Source organism: Verrucomicrobiota bacterium (genome assembly GCA_039192515.1).
Lineage (GTDB): Bacteria > Verrucomicrobiota > Verrucomicrobiia > Methylacidiphilales > JBCCWR01 > JBCCWR01.
The window spans coordinates 23,419-44,896 of the sequence record JBCCXA010000016.1 but is presented as its reverse complement, the minus strand read 5'-3'; the positions used below and the strand labels follow the sequence as shown (position 1 = coordinate 44,896).

General features: G+C 41.8%; 23 protein-coding genes. 16 read left to right on the top strand and 7 right to left on the bottom strand.

The genetic code is table 11. From position 1 onward, the window contains the following. Positions 1–150: 150 nt before the first annotated feature. On the bottom strand, positions 151–1,539 hold the full coding sequence (locus AAGA18_08775; protein MEM9445435.1) for an MBL fold metallo-hydrolase: 1,389 nt from the start codon (positions 1,537–1,539) through the stop codon (positions 151–153). Further along, positions 1,539–3,086 (bottom strand): peptidylprolyl isomerase, encoded by a 1,548-nt coding sequence (locus AAGA18_08770; protein MEM9445434.1) that lies wholly within the window; start codon positions 3,084–3,086, stop codon positions 1,539–1,541. Before AAGA18_08770 ends, AAGA18_08775 begins: the two co-directional genes overlap by 1 nt. A gap of 54 nt (positions 3,087–3,140) precedes the next feature. On the opposite strand from AAGA18_08770, the gene AAGA18_08765 reads away from it, so the two are divergent. From AAGA18_08765 to AAGA18_08725, 9 genes are all read left to right on the top strand, one after another. Next, complete coding sequence (locus tag AAGA18_08765) at positions 3,141–3,902, top strand: hypothetical protein (GenBank protein ID MEM9445433.1); 762 nt, start codon at positions 3,141–3,143, stop codon at positions 3,900–3,902. A gap of 107 nt (positions 3,903–4,009) precedes the next feature. Beyond that, complete coding sequence (locus AAGA18_08760; GenBank protein ID MEM9445432.1) at positions 4,010–4,798, top strand: MotA/TolQ/ExbB proton channel family protein; 789 nt, start codon at positions 4,010–4,012, stop codon at positions 4,796–4,798. A gap of 34 nt (positions 4,799–4,832) precedes the next feature. Further along, complete coding sequence (locus AAGA18_08755) at positions 4,833–5,288, top strand: biopolymer transporter ExbD (GenBank protein ID MEM9445431.1); 456 nt, start codon at positions 4,833–4,835, stop codon at positions 5,286–5,288. Positions 5,289–5,292: 4 nt separating this feature from the next. Continuing rightward, complete coding sequence (locus AAGA18_08750; GenBank protein ID MEM9445430.1) at positions 5,293–5,724, top strand: biopolymer transporter ExbD; 432 nt, start codon at positions 5,293–5,295, stop codon at positions 5,722–5,724. Positions 5,725–5,780: 56 nt separating this feature from the next. Then, positions 5,781–6,350 carry a cyclic nucleotide-binding domain-containing protein gene (locus AAGA18_08745; protein ID MEM9445429.1) on the top strand — a complete coding sequence of 190 codons (570 nt, stop codon included), beginning with the start codon at positions 5,781–5,783 and terminating at the stop codon, positions 6,348–6,350. Between the two features lie 116 nt (positions 6,351–6,466). Then, positions 6,467–6,997 carry a hypothetical protein gene (locus AAGA18_08740; protein ID MEM9445428.1) on the top strand — a complete coding sequence of 177 codons (531 nt, stop codon included), beginning with the start codon at positions 6,467–6,469 and terminating at the stop codon, positions 6,995–6,997. A gap of 23 nt (positions 6,998–7,020) precedes the next feature. After that, a complete protein-coding gene (locus AAGA18_08735) occupies positions 7,021–7,575 on the top strand; it encodes a transcription termination/antitermination NusG family protein (GenBank protein MEM9445427.1) in 555 nt (184 codons plus the stop codon). Between the two features lie 42 nt (positions 7,576–7,617). Then, positions 7,618–8,838 (top strand): glycosyltransferase, encoded by a 1,221-nt coding sequence (locus tag AAGA18_08730; protein ID MEM9445426.1) that lies wholly within the window; start codon positions 7,618–7,620, stop codon positions 8,836–8,838. 237 nt (positions 8,839–9,075) lie between these two features. Beyond that, the gene (locus AAGA18_08725) at positions 9,076–9,426 is read left to right on the top strand and encodes a hypothetical protein (GenBank protein ID MEM9445425.1); all 351 of its coding nucleotides are present in this window, start codon (positions 9,076–9,078) and stop codon (positions 9,424–9,426) included. A gap of 70 nt (positions 9,427–9,496) precedes the next feature. On the opposite strand, the gene mutY is transcribed toward AAGA18_08725, so the two are convergent. After that, on the bottom strand, positions 9,497–10,543 hold the full coding sequence (gene mutY, locus AAGA18_08720) for an A/G-specific adenine glycosylase (GenBank protein ID MEM9445424.1): 1,047 nt from the start codon (positions 10,541–10,543) through the stop codon (positions 9,497–9,499). Positions 10,544–10,570: 27 nt separating this feature from the next. Between mutY and rnhC the strand changes: the two genes are divergently transcribed. From rnhC to AAGA18_08695, 5 genes are all read left to right on the top strand, one after another. After that, a complete protein-coding gene (rnhC, locus tag AAGA18_08715; protein ID MEM9445423.1) occupies positions 10,571–11,518 on the top strand; it encodes a ribonuclease HIII in 948 nt (315 codons plus the stop codon). 137 nt (positions 11,519–11,655) lie between these two features. Further along, complete coding sequence (locus AAGA18_08710) at positions 11,656–12,096, top strand: HU family DNA-binding protein (GenBank protein ID MEM9445422.1); 441 nt, start codon at positions 11,656–11,658, stop codon at positions 12,094–12,096. Between the two features lie 69 nt (positions 12,097–12,165). After that, positions 12,166–13,413, top strand: a complete 1,248-nt coding sequence (gene hisS, locus AAGA18_08705) for a histidine--tRNA ligase (GenBank protein ID MEM9445421.1) — start codon at positions 12,166–12,168, stop codon at positions 13,411–13,413. After that, positions 13,410–15,179 carry an aspartate--tRNA ligase gene (gene aspS, locus AAGA18_08700; GenBank protein MEM9445420.1) on the top strand — a complete coding sequence of 590 codons (1,770 nt, stop codon included), beginning with the start codon at positions 13,410–13,412 and terminating at the stop codon, positions 15,177–15,179. Before hisS ends, aspS begins: the two co-directional genes overlap by 4 nt. 289 nt (positions 15,180–15,468) lie before the next feature. Then, a complete protein-coding gene (locus tag AAGA18_08695) occupies positions 15,469–16,704 on the top strand; it encodes a hypothetical protein (protein ID MEM9445419.1) in 1,236 nt (411 codons plus the stop codon). 32 nt (positions 16,705–16,736) lie between these two features. On the opposite strand, the gene AAGA18_08690 is transcribed toward AAGA18_08695, so the two are convergent. From AAGA18_08690 to AAGA18_08675, 4 genes are all read right to left on the bottom strand, one after another. Continuing rightward, positions 16,737–17,831, bottom strand: coding sequence for a hypothetical protein (locus AAGA18_08690; GenBank protein ID MEM9445418.1), 1,095 nt, complete (start codon positions 17,829–17,831; stop codon positions 16,737–16,739). 181 nt (positions 17,832–18,012) lie between these two features. Next, entirely contained in the window at positions 18,013–18,585 is a 573-nt protein-coding gene (locus AAGA18_08685; protein MEM9445417.1) for a hypothetical protein, read from the bottom strand. Further along, entirely contained in the window at positions 18,585–19,046 is a 462-nt protein-coding gene (locus AAGA18_08680; protein ID MEM9445416.1) for a sigma-70 family RNA polymerase sigma factor, read from the bottom strand. Before AAGA18_08680 ends, AAGA18_08685 begins: the two co-directional genes overlap by 1 nt. An 89-nt stretch (positions 19,047–19,135) precedes the next feature. Continuing rightward, positions 19,136–19,528: a thioredoxin domain-containing protein gene (locus AAGA18_08675; GenBank protein ID MEM9445415.1), complete on the bottom strand. Its 393-nt coding sequence runs from the start codon at positions 19,526–19,528 to the stop codon at positions 19,136–19,138. Between the two features lie 880 nt (positions 19,529–20,408). Here AAGA18_08675 and AAGA18_08670 point away from each other — a divergent pair. Together AAGA18_08670 and AAGA18_08665 are read left to right on the top strand one after the other, a co-directional pair. Beyond that, complete coding sequence (locus AAGA18_08670; GenBank protein MEM9445414.1) at positions 20,409–20,882, top strand: hypothetical protein; 474 nt, start codon at positions 20,409–20,411, stop codon at positions 20,880–20,882. 62 nt (positions 20,883–20,944) lie between these two features. Beyond that, positions 20,945–21,475: an NAD(P)H-dependent oxidoreductase gene (locus AAGA18_08665; protein ID MEM9445413.1), complete on the top strand. Its 531-nt coding sequence runs from the start codon at positions 20,945–20,947 to the stop codon at positions 21,473–21,475. The last annotated feature ends 3 nt before the right edge of the window (positions 21,476–21,478 follow it).

Genomic DNA, 21,478 nt, shown 5'->3' with positions numbered 1-21,478 from the left:
ACAGAGATTTAAAAATCTTTCCAAAACCTTGGTTTAGGCAATTATAGAATCCTTTAGAGGTGTCAACTCTGGATACATCTTCAACGCCTTTTTTATCCTCGTGGTGCAAGCATTTAAGCATCTTCTTCAACTTCTATAACATTATATGGTTTAAAGAGAAATTTCTACACCAGGTTCAGGCACGTGAATATTCATATTTGGGTGGCTTTGGACTAATTTACTTTGGAACCACTGTGTGGCTTCTAGATCTCCATGCACAAGAAAGCATTTTCGTGGATTTACCGTTCTGATGTAATAGAGTATGTCTTCACGGTTCGCATGTGAGGTAAAGTCAAAGTGTTCAATATTACAGAGTATAGGCTGATCGCCGTAGTCATGATTGAGGGTAATACGCTGGTCTGAGGGTGTTGCCCTGAGTCGGCCCGCTGGAGTTTCGGGATCAGTGTAACCAACAAAGTAGATACTATTTTGTTCTCTAGATAAGAAGTAGGTGGCTAATCTATTAGATGTTGTATGCGGAGTCATCATTCCTGAGGGAATGAGGTATAAGTGTCCACGCTTAGACTTAAAGTCATCCAATTTCTTCCAGTTGACAACTTGAGGTTGGATTTCTTGGAGTAAGTTTAGGTCAGGATGGTAACGAGGTGAATCTTGCGCAAAGTTGTCATAGATTGAAGTAAAGACTCTTCCCAAACCACCTATATAAATGGGCTCAGTAGGTAACTCCCCACGAGTTTGCGCCAGGTGCAGCATGGAAATGGTTTCTTGAGTTTTTCCCATGGCAAAGATAGGGATCAGAGCAGATCCGCCTTTATCATAAGTCTTATTTAGTGCCTCGATGAATTTGCGACGTTCTTGTTTTCGGCTAAAACCTTCGGGAGTTGGATGACTTCCACGAGTTGTCTCAATGATGAGGATATCAATTTTTTTCTGGGGCAAGGATGCTTTTTTAAGAAGTGTTTGATCAGAGCAATTAAAGTCACCGGTATAGAGGATTGTTTGGTTATCGACCTCTATTTCAATTGCAGCAGACCCCAAAATATGTCCCGCATGGTGCATGCGGAATTTTACTGCGACAGAATCTTTTTCTTTGATTGGGAAGCCTTCTATTGACCAAGGAGTTTGTAAACCACAGCCATGCCAGCGTTCTTTAACACGGTCAATATCTTGATGCGTGTAAAGAGGGTAGTCCATGATGCCATGAGCAAGACGGTTGCGTTTCATGACGTTTACCGAGTTATGCAGAAGTGGCTCCGCTAATTGAGCAGTAGCTGCTGTCATAAATACTTTAGCATCTGGATTGCGCAATTGAATGAGCGGTATTGCGCCAGTATGATCATGATGCGCGTGGGAAAGAAAGATAGCATCTAAGGGACGATGATCGAGCCATTCCAGATGAGGAGTTGCATCGTACCCCTCTGCCTTGGGGTCCATTCCGGCATCAAAGACAAATCCCTTCTTACCGAGCTGAATATAAAAACAATTGGCGCTAATGCCTAGTTGCGGAGTGACATTAAGGAAGTAATCCTTGTTAGGCATCAGGCGCCGGGTTGAGTAAGGCTAGCAGGAAGAACTGTGCCAGGGTTTTCATAAAGTCCTCGGATCCAATTTTGGACATAAAATGAGCGTTCCTGGGTCTTTAGTTGTTGTTCAAAGATTGGCTTTAGAGAGGAAACTTTATCAGGAGAGGGTTCACCTTTCTCCAACGCATATAGGATGATGCCCCCATTATCAGTTGTTAGAAATGGACTTAAGTCGCCTTGCTCTAACTGGCCAACTTGAGCGCGTATCACATTGGCATCTTCAACTTTTAAGTTATTTGCCTCTGCGGGGACAATGGGTTCAAGTGTTTCAGCTTCAAACTTGAGCTCCTCGATTATTCCATCCCAGGAAATGTTGTTTGTAAGTTTATCTTGAATTTTGGCATGCAGTTCATTTCCAGCTTCGGTAGTTTTCTCAATAGTTTTTTGCAATAAGTAATCTTCTTCAACCTTTTTGGCGACTTTTTCGTAGGAAATGGGTTCGGCAAGTTTGATATCAACTAGTTTTAGAACGACAAAGCCATTCTCTACTTGGATTTGTTCACTGATAGGTTGAGCATCATTGAGTTGGAAAACTGCTTGTGTAGCTGAGGTTTCTGAAGTGCCTTGATAAAAAGATTTCCCTTGTTTCAGAGGTCGAGATTTGAGTATCTCTAGCCCAGCAGCTTCAGCTGCCGCCTCAAAAGAAATTTCTGGGGTTGGTTCACCTGGGTTCGAGACGAATTGTTCGGCAAAATCATAAGCTTCTCGTCCAAGGTTATTGATGGCAGATTTCTTTTCCTTATCCTCCAATGTAACGGGAAGTGGGAGGAGGAATTCTACATACTGGACGACTCGCTCTTCCTCGGTGCTATACTTTGAAGCATTTTGGCTGTAGTGCTCCTCAAGCTCCTCTCTAGATGGTTGTAAGTCTTTGCTATAATCCTCTTTTTTCAAACGAACAAGGGATAGCGTGGTAGGGCTGTACCGATCATTTAGGAGTTCCTGCACTTCGCCAGACGGAGCGATAGCCAACTCCTTAACCATGGAGGTTATCTCATTGTACATGATTTGTTCTTTAACGATCTCTTCGAAACGGCCATCTGTAATTCCCTGAGGTTTCAGGAAGTTTTGGTCAAATTGTTTGAACTTGGCGCTTGAAAATTTTCCATCCTCTTGAAAAGTCGCGGAGCTTTGGACGAATTCCAGAGCTTCTTGACTGGTAACTTGAATTCCAGCTTCGCGGGCTGCTTGGGTGACAAGGAGTCGGTCCCAGGTGAGTCGCTCCATGATTTGGTCACGGTTTGAAAACATCCCCCCGCGCATCATCATTTGCAGGTGCTCCGCATATGAATCTGGGGATATATTGTATAAGACTTGAGTAGCAATCAGTGCTGAGGCAAACTGTGCGCGATTAATTTTTTTATGCGCTATTTCTCCAACGTGGGTCGGCATCCCCCCACCTTGATTGGCGCTGTTGTAGTCCCAAGTAACGAATGCCGCAATCAAAACTATTAAAATAGCGATAAGTATATATTTAAATTTGTCGTGGATTAAAGAGATCATATATTAATTTTCTTGTTATATTATGTTAATTAGGCAAAACACTCTATATAGATTATGGCAATTGGTTTTAATTTTCGTTTAATTTTTTGCTCATGGATTGTTATTGCTTGTTCCAATTTAAACTCTTGGGCTGAAGATCAGATTTTTCTAAAAAAAGGCGATCCCGTCAAAGGAGAAATTCAGGAAATTAAAGATGGTAAAGTCTTGGTTAAGTTAGCGGCAGGAACTATACCTTATCCATTGGACACGATTGAGCGGGTTATCATGGAGGAACGTCCTTCTTACCATGAGGGGGCAGATGCGGCTGCCTCCGGAGATGAAAACAAAGCTATTAAGATTCTCAAACCTTTGGTAGATAAATACATTGGTTTGGAAGTGGGCTGGGTTGCTGATGCCGCAGTTTATTTGGCAGAGTCCTATGCTAAAAAGGGCAAGACTTTTAAGGCGGAGCAATTAGCAGAGCAAATTCTTAGCCTCTACAGGGGTTCGGAATATGAAGTACAGGGTAATGTAGTTACTGCGAGATTAGCTTTCGTTAAGGGAGATTTGGAGAAGGCAGCAATTCTTACCGAAAAGCTTATTCAGGAAAACACTCCTAAGGATGAGCCCATACCTGATGAGTCAAAGACACGTTTGTTGAGTTCATTAACATTCCAAAGGGCGCAGATACAAGAAAAGAAAGGACAGAAAGCGGATGCCCTGGAAAGTTACTTGAAAGTGGCGCTAATCTACAGCAAGCCTCAGTCAAGAGCTCAGGCGGCTCAAAAAAGAGCCGACCTTCTAAGAAAGGATAACAAAGATTTAACTGTTAATTAGGTAAAAAATATCTACATTACCTAACATCTAAATAATATTATATGAATAATAACTCGAAAAAATATCTAGTCCAACGTGGGTTTCATTTTGTGTATTTCACGCTTCCCATGATCACTTTAATACTTTTGACCTCAATGAGTCACGGTCAGGAACCAGGAGCAGATGAAATCAAGAAGGATGAAACTTTTTTAGACGTTTTCTTCGCAGGTGGTATTACTATGTACTTTCTGCTCATCCTGTCGGTGTTGGTTTTGACCTTTACCGTAGAAGGATTTTTGAAGATACGGAAATCTAAGCTAGCACCTGTTGCTTTAGTCGCGCTGTTAAGAGATTCCATTACGGCAGGTAATTACCAGCAGGCATGGGATATTTGCCAGGCGAACCCATGCTTTTTATCAAAGGTTATTGGCTCTGCACTGGAAAGAGTCGGTAAAGGTCGTGAAAATTTTGAAAATGCATTGGCAGATGCATCCATAAAAGAAGGAGCCAGAATTAAATCGAATCTGAACTACCTTTCGGTAGTTGGTGTTGTTGCTCCCATGTTTGGTCTGTTTGGAACAGTAACTGGTATGATCAAGGCATTTAAAGTATTGGCCGAAAAAGGTGCTTCAGAATTTGGGCCACTTTCAGCTGCTATCTCAGAGGCATTGGTGACAACTGCCGGCGGACTGGTAGTAGGGATTCCAGCCTTTTTACTATATTATGTGCTTAGGACAGAGGGTAATAAGTATTTGGCAAGCGCGGATACGGAAGCAAATTTACTTGTAGAGGACATACCTATCGATCAGCTCTTTGGGGTGCAGGTTGGTCCTCAACAAATACCTATGGATGCTGCTCCAATGGGAGGAGGTTATCCACCTCAGCCGGGACCTCCTGGTGCACCAGCACCCTACTAATGCATATTTTTATCTTTTTTTAACATCGTTGGTTATGGCGCGTCGAGCATCACAGTTTGAGGAACAGGAGCAAGATCCAGAGTTTCAGATATCCACGATGTGTGATGTATTGATGTGTTTACTTATTTTCTTCGTAGCCACCGCTAATATGGAGATTATGCAGCAAGTAGCTGAAGTTAGTTTGCCAAAGGCTGTAGATGCTTTGGATCCTCAAAAATCACCTGGTGAGACGATTATTAATGTTTACAACCTCTTAGGCAATAACACCATACAGATAGGTGATGCTAAATACGAAGAGCCCGAAGATATTAAAGCTCAATTAATCCAGAGTATGGATATTGCAAATGATCTAGGTGTCGACGTCGCGACTTACCGCGTTCTCGTGCGCGCAAGTGGGGATGTTCCCTACCGGATGGTTAGAGATATTATGAAAGTTTGCGGATCAGTGGGTATCATCAATGTGACGTTCTCAACCCAGGAGAATAAGTAAAAATATGGCAAAGAAGGCATTCAAACCTGATGTTGAGCCAGATATAGGCTTACAGATTGCGCCGATGGTGAATCTTATGTTTGTTCTTTTGGCGGCATTTACAGTAGCTGCCGGCGAAAAGATTGTCGAAAATGAGCTCGGTGTTCAAGTTCCTACGAATTCGGAGAAAGTGAAGACCGAACAGAAAGTTTTAAATCCACCTGTTAACATACTCATTTATAAAGATGGCTCTGTCAGTTTTAATAAAAATCCCATAGGTGAGCCAGAGGATACTGAGCTGGCAAGTCTTAAAGACCGACTGAAAAGATTAGTTGAAGTTGATTCCGATCAATCTGTGGTTATACGACCTGATCCTGATGCTAAACATCAACGTGTTATTGATGTTCTTAACGCATGCACTTACGCAAAAGTGAAAAAGCTTTCTTTTGGAGGCTAGTAGTTTTAAATAACTGTTGAGTATGTTTTGCTGCGTAAAAGTCAACAGGGAGTGCAATGGTGTCTGAAGGAGAAGTCTTTGCTGATTTACAACCTGTAGGAATATTAAGCCATATCAAACCTGAGCATCTCGAGGCACTGAAGTTCTATGGAGTTTTTGGAGAGTTTGCCGCCAATGAAATACTTATCAAGCAAGGGGAAGAGCAAAAGAAACTCTATTTTATTGTTGCCGGTAAGGTAGAGGTCCTTCTCGACTATGCCGGCGAGCAAATCTCTCTTGGCTTTCTAGAGAAGGGTGATTGCTTTGGCGAGTTAAGCGTTTTTGAGCCTGGGCCTGCTTCAGCCAGCATTAAAGTCATTGATACAGTAGTGCTATGGCATCTAGATGCTTTCGCGCTACAAGATTTCTTTGATCAGATTCCTCAAGCAGCCAGTATGTTGATGGTGGGTATGTGTCAGATTCTAAGTCACCGTTTACGTTTGGCCGATGACGTAATTACCAGAAAAAGAGTGCTTCAACAAAACCCAAGTATACGATCAGAAGGCGGACCGGCTCCAATCAAAGCAGATAAACTCACTCAAGAAGTGAAAAGTAAAGGTATTTTTAAAAAGATCTTCTCTAAATAGCTGATCTCCCTTACCAAATCACAGGCGGAAGCGTTTCATCGTTAATGAGAATTAAGGGCAAAATTCATTTTGTTCATTTTTTATTGAACAAAATGAATTTTATTCTACTTTAACAAATGATGGCTACGGCGACACAAAATAGTATCAACAGTCCAAAGGGTTCGAATGAGGAGACCCTATCTGAAACAGAAGTTCAGATGCTTGATATCTGCGTTAGCATAGTGAAGTTTATAGGCTTACCAAAATCAGTTGGAGAGCTCTATGGGTTGCTATTCATCTCCCAGGAGCCCTTATCTATGGATGATCTCATCTTACGGTTAAAATTAAGCAAGGGAGCAACAAGTCAAGGGCTCAAGGAATTGAGGACAATAGGGGCGATCAAAACGGTATATGTTGCAGGGGAAAGAAGAGATTATTTTCAAGCTGAGACAAATTTAAGTCATTTGGTTTCCGGTTTTTTAAAAGAGAGGGTTGCTCCAGGTGTAGATGATTTGGGCCAAAGATTGGCTACCCTAGAGGTAGCAGGCGAGAATTTTTCAAAGGACAAAAAAGAGTTTATCCAAAATCGATTAGATAAACTCAATCGCTGGCGCAAAAAAACATCAGAAGCAGTTCCTGCTTTGAACAGTTTTTTAATAGGCCCTTGAATGCATTAATAGAGTTGTAGCTCATGATTTTACCATTACTTGAAGATAGAAAAGAGGGCGATAATGCCCAGTGGCTTTGTCTTCAGTCCCAGCCTAAACATGAAATGATCAGTGTTGCATGTATGGCTAAGCAATATGGCGTTGAAAATTTTCTGCCTAAAATTCGTTTTAAAAAACTGGTGCGTTCAAAGGTTGTTTGGGTGACTGAGCCTCTCTTTCCTCGTTATTTCTTTGCTCGAGTAACACCGGAAATGATTCCTATGATTCGATCAGCCCATGGAGTGAGTTCTGTATTGAGGTTCGGTGGAAAGTATGCAGTTGTAGATGAATCAATTATTTGTGAACTCAAGCATTACACAGTGGATAACGAAGTCATTGAAGTGGAAGATATTCTAGGTGAAGGTGATCAAGTTGTGGTGACAGAGGGTCCTTTCCATGGGGTCAGTGCTTTAGTCAAGCAAGTGATGCCTGCAAAAGATAGGGTAAAAATTTTGATCGATCTTTTAGGCCAGAAAACAGAAGTTTTGGTCAAGAGAAGTGCGTTGTTGCGCGATGTTGCTCATCCGTTGGCAGATTGATGAGCATAGGGCATGTATTTTTTGTATGATCTCTAGTTTTCTATGAAAATAGCCTACTTTGTCTATAGGTATCCCACGCTTTCTCAAACTTTTATCCAACGAGAAGTATCTGGTCTCATGAGCCAGGGGATTCAAGTGGAGATATATCCATTATTTTGCTTGCCGAAATTTATGCGCAAGTCTACTCCTCCCCATGGACATCTTGTGCACTATGGCAATGTCTTAGATTTAGTGCTTTTCCCGTTTAAGTTTTTTAAGGAATGGTTGCGCCAGCCAGCGCTTTTCTCCTATGGGATGCGATTATTTTTTGGACGAAAATTTGTAGGTGTAGACGCGTGGTTCCATAGTTTATTAGGCTTGGTTTGTGCTATTAATCATGTAGACCAATTACGCACTGGTGGGTATCTGTTAGCTCATGGAGCCTGGGCCACGGGTCCGGCGACTGCAGCCGCTATTATGGGATCACTCAGTAAGATTCCTTTCAGCTTTGGAGGTCATGCTTATGATATCTATCGCTTCGGTGGAGATCCTTTTCTCAAGGATAAGTTAAGTTCCTGTGCGTTTGTTCATACGACGACGGAGTCCAATGAGCGTTATTTGAAAAAAATGACGGCGCGCAACGATTTGAAGGTAGTCTTAGCCAGGAGAGGATTGCCGAAGCTTCCCGATGCTAACAATCATCGCAATAGACAGAGTGAGGTAATACGACTAGTTAGTGTTGGCAGATTAGTGCAGAAGAAAGGACAAGTATATCAGCTTGAGGCTTGTAAGATTTTAAAAGAGCGCAGTATTTCTTTTGACTTAGTTATTATTGGTGAAGGCCCTCTAAGGAGTAGTCTAGAGGCGTTACGCGAAAAATACCAATTAGAAGACAGTGTTCATTTTCCCGGTGCTATGAAGCCTGAAGAAGTTCAAAGCACTTATGCAAAGTCTCATATTTTCATTCACAGTGGAGTTGTGGATCAACAGGGGGATAGAGATGGTATTCCCAATGTTATTCCTGAAGCATTAAGTCATCAACTAGCTGTGATTGGGTCCATGACCGATGGGGTTTTAGAAGTGATTGAACATGAGATCACAGGTCTCACTGTAGATCCGACGCAGCCAATTCAAATTGCGGAAGCAGTAGACCGCTTAGCCAATGATAAGGAATTGTGTGACCTATTAGGTGCTAATGGTAGGGCGTGGGTAGAAAAAAACTTTATGGCAGATAAAAATACTCAAATCCTTGGGCAAGCGATGCTAGAGACTCGTTCTGTTTAAGAATAAAGCAAGAGGAATCTATTGAGAATCAATAAGCAAACAAATAACAAGTAAAACCAGTAATCATGCTTAATGCTTTTATGTCTAACTCACCTTTAGCAAACAGCATAGTAAAAATTCACTAGGAATTAGGAACCAATTAGATACACTATACTACTGTATAGCCTTAAGCTTATGTAAAAAATTAACTCTTACGGAAAGTATGTACCAAGCCTTATGAAAGATATTACATTAAAGATGACACTAATAATAGGAGCGCTTTTTCTAACGCATACAGTTATTTCTTATGCTGAAGAGACTGCTGAAAGTAAGGAAATTGAAAAAAGGCTAAAAGTGTTAGCCGATGAACTTGAGCTTACAGACGAGCAAAGGGAAAAAGTAAAAGGTATTTACGAAGATACCTATAAGAAAATACAAGAGGTTCCTGATGTCACTGGAAGAAAATTAAAAATACGCAAGCTAATTTTGGAGCGATCTGCCGCTATCAAAGCAACACTAACGGCAGAACAAGCTGCAGAGCTTGAGGAACTCAAGAAGTCTAAAAAATCTAAGATTTGGCAAGCACTAGCTCAGCCACTAGCAGGGTAATCCTAATCAGTTTCCCTGAGGACATGGCAAAGTTTTCAAACAACTTCTAGAATTTCTAAGGTTTTTTGAACTATTGAGAGGCGACTTTGTTTTTATAGAGCATTAAGATTTTACGTTGTGGGTTGGGCAGAGGGAGCTGAGTTAACTCTTCAGGAGAGAGCCATATAAATGGTTGAGGTTTAGGGGCTGTGTTGAGTTGAGCGTGGTGTAAATGAGCTGTTATTTTGTACTTAGTAATATTGAAAGTGAAAGTGGCAAACTTTTCATCTAACGAAAAGGCTTTTTGGTCGTAAAAAGGAAAACGATGAAATCCTTTCCAGCGACCACTTTCGCTGGGCTCTAAAATAAGAAGCTTTCCCTGTTTCTCTACAAGGGGAACCACCATTGTTTCCGGGATAGTCTTCATTCGTGATTTTACGGGGATTTTTTCTGGATCTTTTGCTTGGCAAATTTCTTGGAGAGGGCAAATGAGGCATTGAGGCTTCCTGGGCGAACAAACCAATGCCCCCAATTCCATTAGTGCTTCATTGAAAATACGAGGTTCGGGAGAAGATTCAGGTGGTAATAAGCGAGACGAGAGAGAAAAGAGCGCTTTCTTATTTTTAGATTCAGAGACATTTAGGCTAAGGTTAAAGACACGGCACAAAACTCTTTCGATGTTCCCATCTAAAATGGCTGAGCTTTGGTTATAAGCTAAGCTAGATATAGCGCCTGCTGTATAGGGTCCTATACCGGGTAGTTTTTGTAATGTTGCAACATCGTTAGGTAGTTTCCCTTTATATTCATAAGTGACTACTTTTGCTAACGCATGAAGGAATCTGGCACGACGATAATAACCAAGTCCTTCCCAAGCTTTCAGAACTTTCTCTTCAGATGCTTGAGCTAGTTCAGGCCAACTAGGGAATTTTTCAAGCCAACGATTAAAGTAGGGTATAACAGTAGTTACCTGTGTTTGTTGGAGCATAAGTTCGCTTACCGTAGTTGTGTAAGTATTACGGTTTCTTCTCCAGGGAAGATCTCTTCGGTTTTGGATAAACCATTCTGGTAGGTTTTGGTGAAAAGCTCGTAGGATACTAGCTGTGAGCTGGATATCTAATGTAGATTTCTTTTGTCGCATGAGCTTTTGTTTGTAATGTCTATAGGTATGCCTAGCAATCCTCCATCTTCCTATACTTTTGAAATCAATGAGGCGCAAGGGGAACGGTTAAAAGCAATCCTAGAGGAAAAGGGTTTTGATTTTCGGGATTTATCCTATGGCTATTTCGCTGCAAAGTTAAGAAAATGCGGAGTCAATTATTATCATAGTGGGAAGATAGTAGTTAATGGAAAGGACGCCAAAGAATTTATTGAGTTTTATCTTGAGCCGCTAGTCTTGCAAACTGTAGTGACCGGCTATGAACAATATTTGGCCAAAGAGCAACATCCTGAAATGTTTGAGCCTCATTTTGGGGTGGATGAAGCGGGAAAAGGTGATTTTTTTGGTCCATTAGTCATAGCTGGCGCTTATGTTAACGATGTCATTGCCGAAAGGTTAATAGAAGCGGGAGTAAAGGATAGTAAAAGATTAACAGACAAAAGAGCTGAGCAATTGACTTTAGAAATTGAGAAAATCATGCGATCAAATAGTGGCGCTTGGGAAGTAATCACCATTTTTCCAGAAAAATACAACGAGCTTTATGCCAAGTTTCGCAACTTAAATCGCTTGTTAGCTTGGGGACATGCTAAGGTTATTGAGAATTTGAAATTGAAAATAAAAAATTGTCCAAGGGCTTTGTCTGATCAGTTTGGCAATCCTCGTTTAATAGAAGTCGAATTGAAGAGAAAAGATGTGGAGATTTTTTTAGAACAAAGACCTAAAGCAGAGCAAGATATTGCAGTTGCTGCTGCATCTATTTTAGCGAGATGGCGTTTTTTACAGGGTCTAAAAAAACTGAGTGATCAAGCGTCTTATGCTCTTCTCAAAGGTGCTAGCAAGCAAGTACAGTCACTTGCCCAGGAAATTGCTGAAAAAGGGGGGGCCGATTTGCTGGAAAAGGTTTCGAAACGACATTTTAAGACTTTTGATGAGGCAATGGCAGGTAAACTGCTTTAAAGCTGCTGAAATAAAAATTTTATAGATAAGCTGGTAATTTATAAGGGTTTATGTGAATTTTGAAGAGTTGGTGGTTTTTTAAAATTAATAGCTTGCAAGCTCGGGAAAATATAGATAAGTGACTAAGGCTCAATGTTATGGCTAATTTAACGAAGAGGGATTTGGTGATCCGCATCAGCAATGAAACGGGAATGGTTCAACAAGACGTTTTGAATGTAATTCAAAAAACACTAGACTACTTAACGGAGAGTCTATCTGAAGGTAAGACAGTAGAATTGAGAAATTTTGGTGTTTTCGAAGTAAAGCTTCGCAAGGCTCGAGTCGGTAGGAACCCTAATAAGCCAGAAAATGATGTGCCAATACCACCTAGAGCGGTGGTTAAATTTAAGCCAGGAAAAGAAATGAAGCATAAGGTATCTCTTCTGAGTGAACGACTTACAGATCATTTACCCGAAGGAAGAGAATATTCTGCTGCAGAAATTTTAGAGATTCAGGCCAATAGTAACAGACCTCCGGCCGCTGCATCAAATCATGCGTCGCCGCCCTTGGGTGCTACGGATGTAAATCCATCTCTATAATTACCCCCCTCGTTTTCCCATTTTAATACAATCTCCATCTGTCTAAGCTGTCCGGAAAGGTTTTGTAATATGACGGTTTTTAAAAGTTTACCTGGTTTTAGGGATTTTTATCCATCTGAGTGTAGTATCAGAGAATATATCTTCCAAACGTGGCGTGAAGTGGCCGGGTCCTGTGGGTTTGAGCAGTATGACGGGCCTCCATTAGAGAGTTTAGAGTTATTTAAGAAGAAATCTGGAGAGGAAATCTTAGGACAGCTTTATCACTTTCAGGACAAAGGGGAACGAGAAGTTGCCATGCGCCCGGAGATGACGCCAACGCTTGCTAGGATGGCTGGGGCGCGACAAAGAGAGTATAAAAAGCCCATGAAATGGTTTGCTATCCCGCAGCTCTTTCGCTACGAGCGGGCGCAAAGGGGACGCCTGCGTGAGCATTTCCAGTGGAACGCAGATATTATGGGTGAAAAGGGATCAGGAGCCGAAGTGGAGCTAATTGCACTGCTCATTGAATCATTTAGACGTCTTGGACTAACGGCTGAAGATGTTGTGGTCAGGGTTAGTGACCGTCAATATTGGATGGATTTCATGCAGAATCACGCAGTATCCGAAGATAAACAATATGAGTTTTTACAAGTGCTAGATAAAATTGAGCGAACTGATGAAAAAGTGACTCAAGAGAAATTAGGCGATTTATATCCCAAAGTTAAGCAGGCTTTCTCCAAAGGAGCCTCTAGTGAGAGATTGTCTGAGTTAATGAAATTGCTTCAAGCTATGGGGTATGCGGACTGGGTGTCTGTGGATCTTACTATTGTCAGGGGGCTTGCTTATTACTCGGGGGCTGTTTTTGAAGTGCATGATCGGGCCGGTGAATTTCGTGCAATTGCTGGAGGAGGGCGCTATGACAACCTTGTAAAATTGATTACTGGCCAGGATTTGCCTGCGGTGGGTTTTGGTATGGGAGATGTGGTATTAGGTGAGATTCTCAAGGACAAGGGGCTACTACCGGTAGGAAAATCTCTAATTGACGCATATGTAGTCATTGTAGATGAGGCTCTTCGTTCATCAGCGCTAGGTTTTATTCGAGACCTAAGGGATAGCGGGCTAAAGGTAGATTACAGCATGAGTGCCCTTAAAATCGGTAAACAGTTCCAGGCTGCTGAAGATCGGGGAGCAAAGCTAGCATTTGTCATAGATGGGCAATTTCCTTCTGGAAAATGCCAGGTAAAGATCCTGGCAACTAGAGAACAAAGTGAAATTTCCTTTACGCTAGAAAATGGCAAGGTAGCTTTCAAACCTTCACTAGAAGAACTATTGACATGATTAGGACACATCATTGTAACGAACTGCGTAAGCAAGATATTGGGCAAAAGGTAACCTTAGTAGGTTGGGTAGACTCTTGGCGTGACCATGGCGGAGTCATTTTTATTGATTTACGTGACCGTGAAGGAATTACTCAGATTGTTTTTAACCCTGAACATGATAAGGAGACTGCTGAAAAGTCCCACACGCTTCGTAGTGAATTTGTGGTCCAGGTGAAAGGTGAAATTGTTGCGCGTCTCGAAGGAACGGAGAATGCAAACCTAACAACCGGTGAGATAGAAATTTTGGTGGACGAATTAGAAGTTCTCAATGAAGCAGAAACGCCTCCCTTTCCCATTGATGAAGATGGTGTAAACGAGGATTTACGTTTGAGTTATCGCTATCTCGATCTGCGTCGTCCCAAGATGCTCAAGAATTTGCGCACACGTCACGAGGCAGTCAAAGCAGTTCGTGACTACATGCATGCTGAGGGGTTTCTGGACATTGAGACACCCATACTCTTCAAGAGTACTCCTGAAGGGGCACGAGAGTTTCTAGTTCCCTCACGAATGAATCCCAAAAAGTTCTATGCTCTGACTCAAGCTCCTCAACAATATAAGCAAATGTTAATGGTGGCGGGCGTAGAAAAATATTACCAGATTGCCAAGTGTTTTCGTGATGAAGATTTACGCGCGGACCGGCAGCCAGAGTTTACTCAGATTGATATAGAAATGTCATTTATTGATCGCCAGGATATTTACAACCTCATTGAAGGAATGCTCAAGCGAGTATGGAAAGATGTTCTTGATGTAGATATTCCCACTCCTTTCGAGCGTATACCCTTTAAAGAGGCTATGGATAAGTACGGTATAGATAAGCCAGATCGCCGCTTTGAGATGCAATTAGTCGACTTTACTGATGAGTTCAAAGACAGTGCTTTCAAGGTTTTCCAGTCTGTGGTTTCTAAAGGCGGAGTTGTGAAGGCCTTTAATGCGAAGGGTTTCGCAGAAATAACGACAGGTCAGATAGAAGGTCTAACAGAGCTTGCCCAAAGCTTAGGAGCTAAAGGATTAGCTTGGATCAAGGTGGAAGATGGTAAGTGGAAATCCCCCATCGTTAAATTCTTTACCGATGTTGAAAAAGAGGCTTTAAAAAGGAAGCTCGATGTTGAAGAAGGCGATCTTATTCTATTTGGCGCAGACCAATGGGTAGACGCTTGTGAGGTGCTTGGGCAAATTCGTTTGCGTTGCGCTGAGTATTTAGAAAAGCTGGGCAAGCTACAAAAGAAAGATATCTGGGACTTCCATTGGGTCGTTGATTTTCCCTTAATGATCTATGATAAAGATGCGGCAACATATGTTGCGACACATCACCCATTTACTTCTCCAGTAACGGAAGATGTGCCGCTCTTAGAATCAGATCCGGATAAAGTTCGAGGTCAGCATTATGATATTGTTCTCAATGGGGTAGAACTTGGTGGGGGGAGTATTCGTATCCATAACCCTGACCTTCAGCAAAAAGTCTTCACTGATGTTTTGAAAATTGACCCAGAAGTTGTGGAAGAACGATTTGGTTATATGGTGAAATCTTTTCGTTTTGGCGCACCACCGCATGGAGGTATTGCCTTAGGCTTAGATAGGCTAGTTGCGATGTTGGCAGGCGCAACGAGTATACGCGAGGTCATGGCGTTCCCTAAGAACAACAAAGGGGTTGACCTTATGGCCCTGGCTCCAACGGAAGTCACTCCTAGGCAGCTTAAGGAATTACATATCCAGACCCGGAGTTAAGGGCACTCAAAATAAAAGCGCATATTTTATCTTTATAGGAACAGCTACCGCAGCTAAGTTCTTACAAGGAGTGGTAGACTTTATCCGGATGATGTCATAAAATTGAATGAAATGCGTAAAAGCTTGAGCGACATGGTAAAGAGAGTCGACGAAGATGAACCCAAAGTAATGTTTCTAAGAGACTCTATGCTTCTTGGCACCGGAAGCTTGTACAAGTCTTTAAGTCTCTCTCGCACTATGCGTGCTCTATAGCTAGTCGGTTATACAAGGTCCTACATTATTTGAGAAAATGGCTATACGAGTTTTTGGGATTCCGTGGATATTTCTATGCGTAGCTACTACGCTAGCTTTAAGTTTCAAGGCTTGTGCTGTAGAGGGAAAGTATCAATTTGATGGTACGATTTCCCGCAAAGTCCTGGAAAATTACTTATCGCGTGCTGTAACTCATGTAGGCCTTTGTGGCTCCTATCCCAGTCCTACTACTGACTCATTTGACGATGATCTGAGAATGCTACAAAGCATAGGTGCAAAATTCATAGGTCGAGCGGCCTATATCCGATACATTATGGGTAGTGAAGAAAAGCATTTTCGAGAAGTAAAGGAGGCTGCTGCTAAGATTCATGCGATGGACCCTGAGATGGTTCTTCAAGCTTGCATCTCTGAAGTAGTTTCCCCAAAAGTGAGAAATATTCCTATTCCTGCCTGGGCATTCGAGGCATTTGGGGAGGTCGTCGAAGAAAGAAATTTTAAATATAAGTTCATGCTCTTTGATGATGGAAAGCATGTGGATCGTTGGCCTGAGGGTTCAGTCCCTGATATGTCCAAATTAGAAACACGGTTATGGTTTTACTACCGAGCTAGGCGCTATATCGACTCCGGGATAGAAGCCATTCACTTTGGCCAGGTGGCATTGATGGATGATGCAGATGAAGACCATACACACTGGTTTGATATGCTAAGTCGGGTGCGGGCTTATGCCAAAGAACATGCAAGAAGACACCTTGTGCTTTGTGATGCGCGTACACATGGTGAGTTACACAAGGGTAAATTGCTCTTTGATTTTCATTCATTTCCTCTCAGGCCCCTTGAGGTTCAAGGTAAGCCTACGGCGATTAAGTTGTCTCTTCAGCAACCTCTAACCCGGATTTATGGTCAAAGTAAAGGGGGGATTACTCCCAGTGGCTGGCAGTGTAAGTCGCTACCTTTTTTAGTTGAATTTGATAACTGGGGATACAGTGGAAGAGAAGGAAGGAGCATTGGCGGAATTTGGGTGTGGGGCTATGATGAGATATCTTGGTTTGCTGTGCAGACCAAAAGCTATCGGGAGCAATGGCTTGCCTATGCGCTTGCTTGGCTAAAGGAAAATGATTCCAATGGTTTTATCCAAATACCTACCCGTCGCAGAGTGGATGCTAAGAAGAAAGATGATCGAATTACGATGTTCGCCGCAAATAATCGCTCTGAGGCTAGCCCCAAAGGGTATGGGATTGAGAATTCCATCAAAATGGTCTGGAATCAGGAATAAGATAATCTGTTGGGAAACCCTCCTGTATCAGCCTATTGGAGAATAGTGAGGAAAACATTACTGAAGTAAGGCTCTTCATTTTGCCAGAAGATGTATTGCACGTTGAGGAAGTGTTTGGCGAAAGCGTGTAACAAAGGTATGTTAGTGTCTTTACTTTCGCCATCTTTGGTTATGCTTTCGCCAGGGTCAACGTCGGCTCCTGTCATCCCAATGTAATTACCTCTTTGCACCGCAACGCCCAAGGGCACGGTGAAGGACCCCTCATGCATCAAAGCTAATGCATGGTTTAGTTGTGCCTTTCGTTTGGGCATCAGATCGGGTCCACCTAAGCCTACCCCAATTTTTTCTCCATGTTGGTAAATTGCTCGGAGGTATCCTTTGTCTTCCCAGGGCAGCCATTCACCAGGCATGAAATTTGCATATTGCATTGTTACGGATTTTCGAAAGGCCTTTTTCATAGCGAGCATGTTGGCTTTGATTCCTTTTGCGTAGACTTCAGGAGTAAATGTGGGGTCACGCTGGCTATCTAGGCCCTCTGCCGCAGTTTCTGGTAAATTGATACCTTCAAAACTGGGGTGACCGTCAAACTCCTCTGCTAAGGCTTGGAGCAATAGAGCAAAGCGTTTTTGCACTATTGGATTCCATCTTTTGGCAATCCAACCAGAAGGGAGGCCTTTGTGATTTTGTTTGGCAAATTGGCCTCCATCAAATTCAGGTGTCTGCATGTAATCCGGAACAGCTTTCCATTTTGGATGGAAAGTGGTGTCCTGGAGCTGGATGAAGAGTTTCTTCCCCTTAGACAGCAGATAATGAAGATCGTCTCGAATGTTCTTGAAGTTGTATTGGCTTCGGTCCGTTTCCAACTGAGTCCATGGATAGAGAATCTGGGCACCAGCGATACGAGAATTCTTCAAGAAAACATGATTCTTGAGTTGGTACCGGGAAATGAAAACAAAGTGTTTGATTTTATCCTTTGGGAGGGGGGCTTGTGCATCCGAGTACTGTTTATATGCCTCCATATATCGGTTTGAATTCAGAGCAGTTTTCTCCGAACTTTGAGAAGTTTCAACAGCGAGCACGGCCATCATGACACAGATTCCGACTTTTAGAGTATTGCGATGTCTCATATTTTATAGATCAAATACTTGAAGTAGTTGTTGTAAAGCTAGGCTTGTTCGCAAATTTGTAAAGGATGCGATCCCATTCTTGACATAGATTCCATTAGAAAATTATGTGGGTGATAGCAATTATGTGGGTGATAGCCTTAGGAAATTTGAGAGAGATAACTATTGGGGAGCACATGCTCCCTCAGAGCACTAAGAAAAAGATTCTTCCTTTATCTTTCCAAATTTCTACCAATTGACTATTGATTTCGTAAACGTCGGGTCGAATTCTATCGAGCATGCTTTTGTCTGAGCAGACGTATAAGGAACCCATGCGATTGCTTTCCTTTTCCCGGACTTTAAGCTGGGCCGCGAGTTCTCCCTGAACGGAGCAATAGCGCCCCCCAATAATCTCGAATTTTTCGAGAAAGATTTCAGCGGGTTCAACAGAAACAGTCATTCTCGTTAAATATCCCTGTATTTCATTGTAGCTTGAAGAAACAATTTCGGGTCTTAGTTGCTTGTTATGATTTTTTATTAAGTCACGAGCTACAGTTGACCCTAGGTCGTTCTTGCGAGAGTCTTTTAGTGAGAATGTAAAAATGATGCCAAACATCAGCAGAAACGCTGCTACTCTTAGTAAGATACCTGCGTTTTTTCGCCACCAGGGAACTTCTAACTCGACCTCTTTTGCGGAGGTTAGTATCTCTTCTACTCGTTTCGAAGAGAGTTTTTGCTGCTGGTAATACTCCTTATGCTTTTTTTCTATCTCATCCATTAAGCCCTCCTTTTCCCATCATCTGTTTCAGAAAAGGTCTTTTCTAACTTTTTTTTGGCACGAAAAATTAAGCTTAGTATCCCGCCACGTGACTTTCCTGTCTGTTTCGCAATCTCTTTAGCGGTAAATCCCTCGACGATATTTAGGTAGAGCGCCTCGCGTTCTTCGTATTTTAGGGTTGAGAGAATGGTTTCCATATCAATCTCTGCACCAGGTGAATGGTCTTTGGTGGGGGTGTCTTGATTTTCTAAGGCTTCAAAAACAACGATCTGATTTTTTCTGTAGCGATCCAAAAAAATATTTTTAACGGTGGTGAAAAGAATGTTCTTATTTTCAACCGTTCCGTACTTTTTATGTAATTTGATCCAGGCCTGCTGGACAAGATCTTCTGCATCATAGTGATGGTGAGTGAGCGATAGGGCGTATCGATAACCGTGCTGAATAAGATCTTTTTCTTCCACTAGAAAATACTCGTAAGTTGTGATTGTTTTTAGTCTTTGTGAAAGACTTTAACCCGGGTCGGACGGATTAGCAGTCTTAACGTACTATACTACAGCTTTGCAGCAATGCTATTCCCCATCTCCTTGGTGCTCATCCCCTTTAATTTTTCAATGACATTTCCGTTTTTTGGATCGATTAATAGGACGTAGCCTGTGCCTGCATGGCTATCGTATATCTCACCCAATTCCATGGCCGAAGCCAATAGTTCGGAATGATGTGTAGTCGTGTTATTGGTTCGATCAAATGTTACAAATAATACTTCTTTTCCATCAAATTTGTTTGATAAGTCGACTAGACTATCCTCCATAGCCTTACAGCTACCGCACCAGTCTGCATGGAATTTAGCGACAATAATTTTGGGGTCTTTAGCGGCCATAGCCTGATTACTGGCTAGGTTTAGCAACAAAGCAGCTATCATAATCATCAGTATTTTAAATTTCATTTTCCATTCTCCTATTTTTAAGTTTTAGTTTAATCCGAATAATGCAATAGAACTTAAAGATCTGTGCAGGATCTTGGTCTCAAGAAACGTAGGGCCTTCTAGAGGTATCCCTATTGGATACATTTTCATCAACTCTCTTTTTCTTACGGCTCAAGCTATCGCGCATCTCCTTCAACTTCTATTACATGACGCAGGTTTTCGTGTCTGACACCTCAATCGCATCAGTACTAGAAGAACGATTCATGGTGATGAATGATTGCAGAAATTGATAAATTTTTGCTGAGCTTCCATTAATTCTGCGACAATTCTCAAGACAACAGATAAAAAAGGTAGATGATTGGCGAGGTCTAGAGAGTAAACGAACATAAATTAGATTGCATGCGCCATGGCCAGCCTGCCTCATCAAGGCAAAAGTCGTGGAACCGCTAGGTCCAAGAACTAGAAGGCCATGTCTGGCATATAGGTCCATAAAAAATCTCCAAGGGTTTAGCCTGTCAATAAATGATACCCGCCTCTTTATTCATACGTATGAAATAGGTCAATTAGAAGTGTCACCTTTGGAGATTCATGTCCCAATTCTATTTGAACTGGCGCTCTCTGTACTTGATGGTTTGGCCCTTTCTAGCTTAAAACAGCTCAGTCCTGAGGTGGGATTAATACATTTTCGTCCACTCTCTTTTCCTTGTCTTAGCTATCTTCTTTGATTTCATTTTATCTTGTACGTTTTGAATTTACTAGCATGTGTAGTAGTTGATGAAGTGATGGGGTATTTTTTTTAGCCTTGGACTTTATTGATAGCTAGAAAATTAAAAGGGTATTAAGAGGCAGTAATTAGAATTTGAAAGATTTCATGAAATAGCCATAACAAGAAAAGCGTCATATGAAAAAATACAGAGTCAATAGAGTGAATAGGGTTCAATACATTAAAATAGTAGCGACTTGGATATTGCTAACCATCTTGGCATTGCCGGTGATTGCGAAAGAAAAAACTAAAGGACCTAATGGTGGACGGGTTATGAAATTAGGCAAAGGATATGTCGAGTTTTTTGCCTCTAAAAAGCATTTTGTAGAGGTTCGTTTATTAGATAAGTCCTTAAAAGCTTTCGAATCAAGTGATTCCGAAGTCAAGGTGGTGGCTCAAGCTTCATCTGGTAAGCAAGAGCTTGGTCTGATTGCTAAAGAGGAAATCTTTATTGCCTTACAACCACTTCCTAGTGATGTTCCTTATGAGTTGGTGTTGAAGGTGAAAGTTAAGCCTAATGGCAAGTTTCAAGATATTCCTTTTGTTTATGATACCACCCTTTGCCAAGACTGTAATCTAGCAAAGTATGTTTGTATTTTTGAAGAGAACTAGGCTGTGTTTATTTCATCTTGGAAAAGGTCGTAAGATGCGGAAAACATTGGTAATACTAGTAGATGAAACATGTCACCATTATCTCAACGAGTTTAAATGAGGATTCAAAATCTCAGTTATTAGCAAGGCAGTTTGCAGAGAAACTGTTAGAGGCTAGCGTAAGCGTTAAATTGATGGATCTAAGAGAGTTTGCTCTGCCGTTTTCTGGCACTAGAGAGGGGTGGGAATCTAGTCAAGCGCAACACTTAAAGGCTGAGGTGGAGCGTTCATCTCATATTGTCTTTGCAGTTCCTATCTATTGTTATGATGTTAATTCAGCTGCTAAGAATGTGATTGAGTTAATTGGGCGAGCTTTCACCAAGAAAGTGATTAGCTTTATTTGTTCAGCGGGAGGGAGCGGTAGCTATATGTCGATCATGGGCTTTGCCAATCATCTGATGCTAGATTTTCGTTCAGTGATTGTTCCCAGGTTTTTGTATGTATCTCAGGATGATTGGAAAGAGGAAGGAGAAATTAAGCCTGAGATAGATGAACGCATGAGTAAGTTATTAGATGATATGAGGGAAATTCAAGTCATTAGCACTTCAAGCTAAGAG

Excerpts from the sequence above, each read along its gene's own strand:
- AAGA18_08775 (MEM9445435.1), bottom strand. The coding sequence starts at position 1,539 with ATGCCTAACAAGGATTACTTCCTTAATGTCACTCCGCAACTAGGCATT.
- AAGA18_08770 (MEM9445434.1), bottom strand. The coding sequence starts at position 3,086 with ATGATCTCTTTAATCCACGACAAATTTAAATATATACTTATCGCTATT.
- AAGA18_08765 (MEM9445433.1), top strand. The coding sequence starts at position 3,141 with ATGGCAATTGGTTTTAATTTTCGTTTAATTTTTTGCTCATGGATTGTT.
- AAGA18_08760 (MEM9445432.1), top strand. The coding sequence starts at position 4,010 with ATGATCACTTTAATACTTTTGACCTCAATGAGTCACGGTCAGGAACCA.
- AAGA18_08755 (MEM9445431.1), top strand. The coding sequence starts at position 4,833 with ATGGCGCGTCGAGCATCACAGTTTGAGGAACAGGAGCAAGATCCAGAG.
- AAGA18_08750 (MEM9445430.1), top strand. The coding sequence starts at position 5,293 with ATGGCAAAGAAGGCATTCAAACCTGATGTTGAGCCAGATATAGGCTTA.
- AAGA18_08745 (MEM9445429.1), top strand. The coding sequence starts at position 5,781 with ATGGTGTCTGAAGGAGAAGTCTTTGCTGATTTACAACCTGTAGGAATA.
- AAGA18_08740 (MEM9445428.1), top strand. The coding sequence starts at position 6,467 with ATGATGGCTACGGCGACACAAAATAGTATCAACAGTCCAAAGGGTTCG.
- AAGA18_08735 (MEM9445427.1), top strand. The coding sequence starts at position 7,021 with ATGATTTTACCATTACTTGAAGATAGAAAAGAGGGCGATAATGCCCAG.
- AAGA18_08730 (MEM9445426.1), top strand. The coding sequence starts at position 7,618 with ATGAAAATAGCCTACTTTGTCTATAGGTATCCCACGCTTTCTCAAACT.
- AAGA18_08725 (MEM9445425.1), top strand. The coding sequence starts at position 9,076 with ATGACACTAATAATAGGAGCGCTTTTTCTAACGCATACAGTTATTTCT.
- mutY (MEM9445424.1), bottom strand. The coding sequence starts at position 10,543 with ATGCGACAAAAGAAATCTACATTAGATATCCAGCTCACAGCTAGTATC.
- rnhC (MEM9445423.1), top strand. The coding sequence starts at position 10,571 with ATGCCTAGCAATCCTCCATCTTCCTATACTTTTGAAATCAATGAGGCG.
- AAGA18_08710 (MEM9445422.1), top strand. The coding sequence starts at position 11,656 with ATGGCTAATTTAACGAAGAGGGATTTGGTGATCCGCATCAGCAATGAA.
- hisS (MEM9445421.1), top strand. The coding sequence starts at position 12,166 with ATGACGGTTTTTAAAAGTTTACCTGGTTTTAGGGATTTTTATCCATCT.
- aspS (MEM9445420.1), top strand. The coding sequence starts at position 13,410 with ATGATTAGGACACATCATTGTAACGAACTGCGTAAGCAAGATATTGGG.
- AAGA18_08695 (MEM9445419.1), top strand. The coding sequence starts at position 15,469 with ATGGCTATACGAGTTTTTGGGATTCCGTGGATATTTCTATGCGTAGCT.
- AAGA18_08690 (MEM9445418.1), bottom strand. The coding sequence starts at position 17,831 with ATGAGACATCGCAATACTCTAAAAGTCGGAATCTGTGTCATGATGGCC.
- AAGA18_08685 (MEM9445417.1), bottom strand. The coding sequence starts at position 18,585 with ATGGATGAGATAGAAAAAAAGCATAAGGAGTATTACCAGCAGCAAAAA.
- AAGA18_08675 (MEM9445415.1), bottom strand. The coding sequence starts at position 19,528 with ATGAAATTTAAAATACTGATGATTATGATAGCTGCTTTGTTGCTAAAC.
- AAGA18_08670 (MEM9445414.1), top strand. The coding sequence starts at position 20,409 with ATGAAAAAATACAGAGTCAATAGAGTGAATAGGGTTCAATACATTAAA.
- AAGA18_08665 (MEM9445413.1), top strand. The coding sequence starts at position 20,945 with ATGAAACATGTCACCATTATCTCAACGAGTTTAAATGAGGATTCAAAA.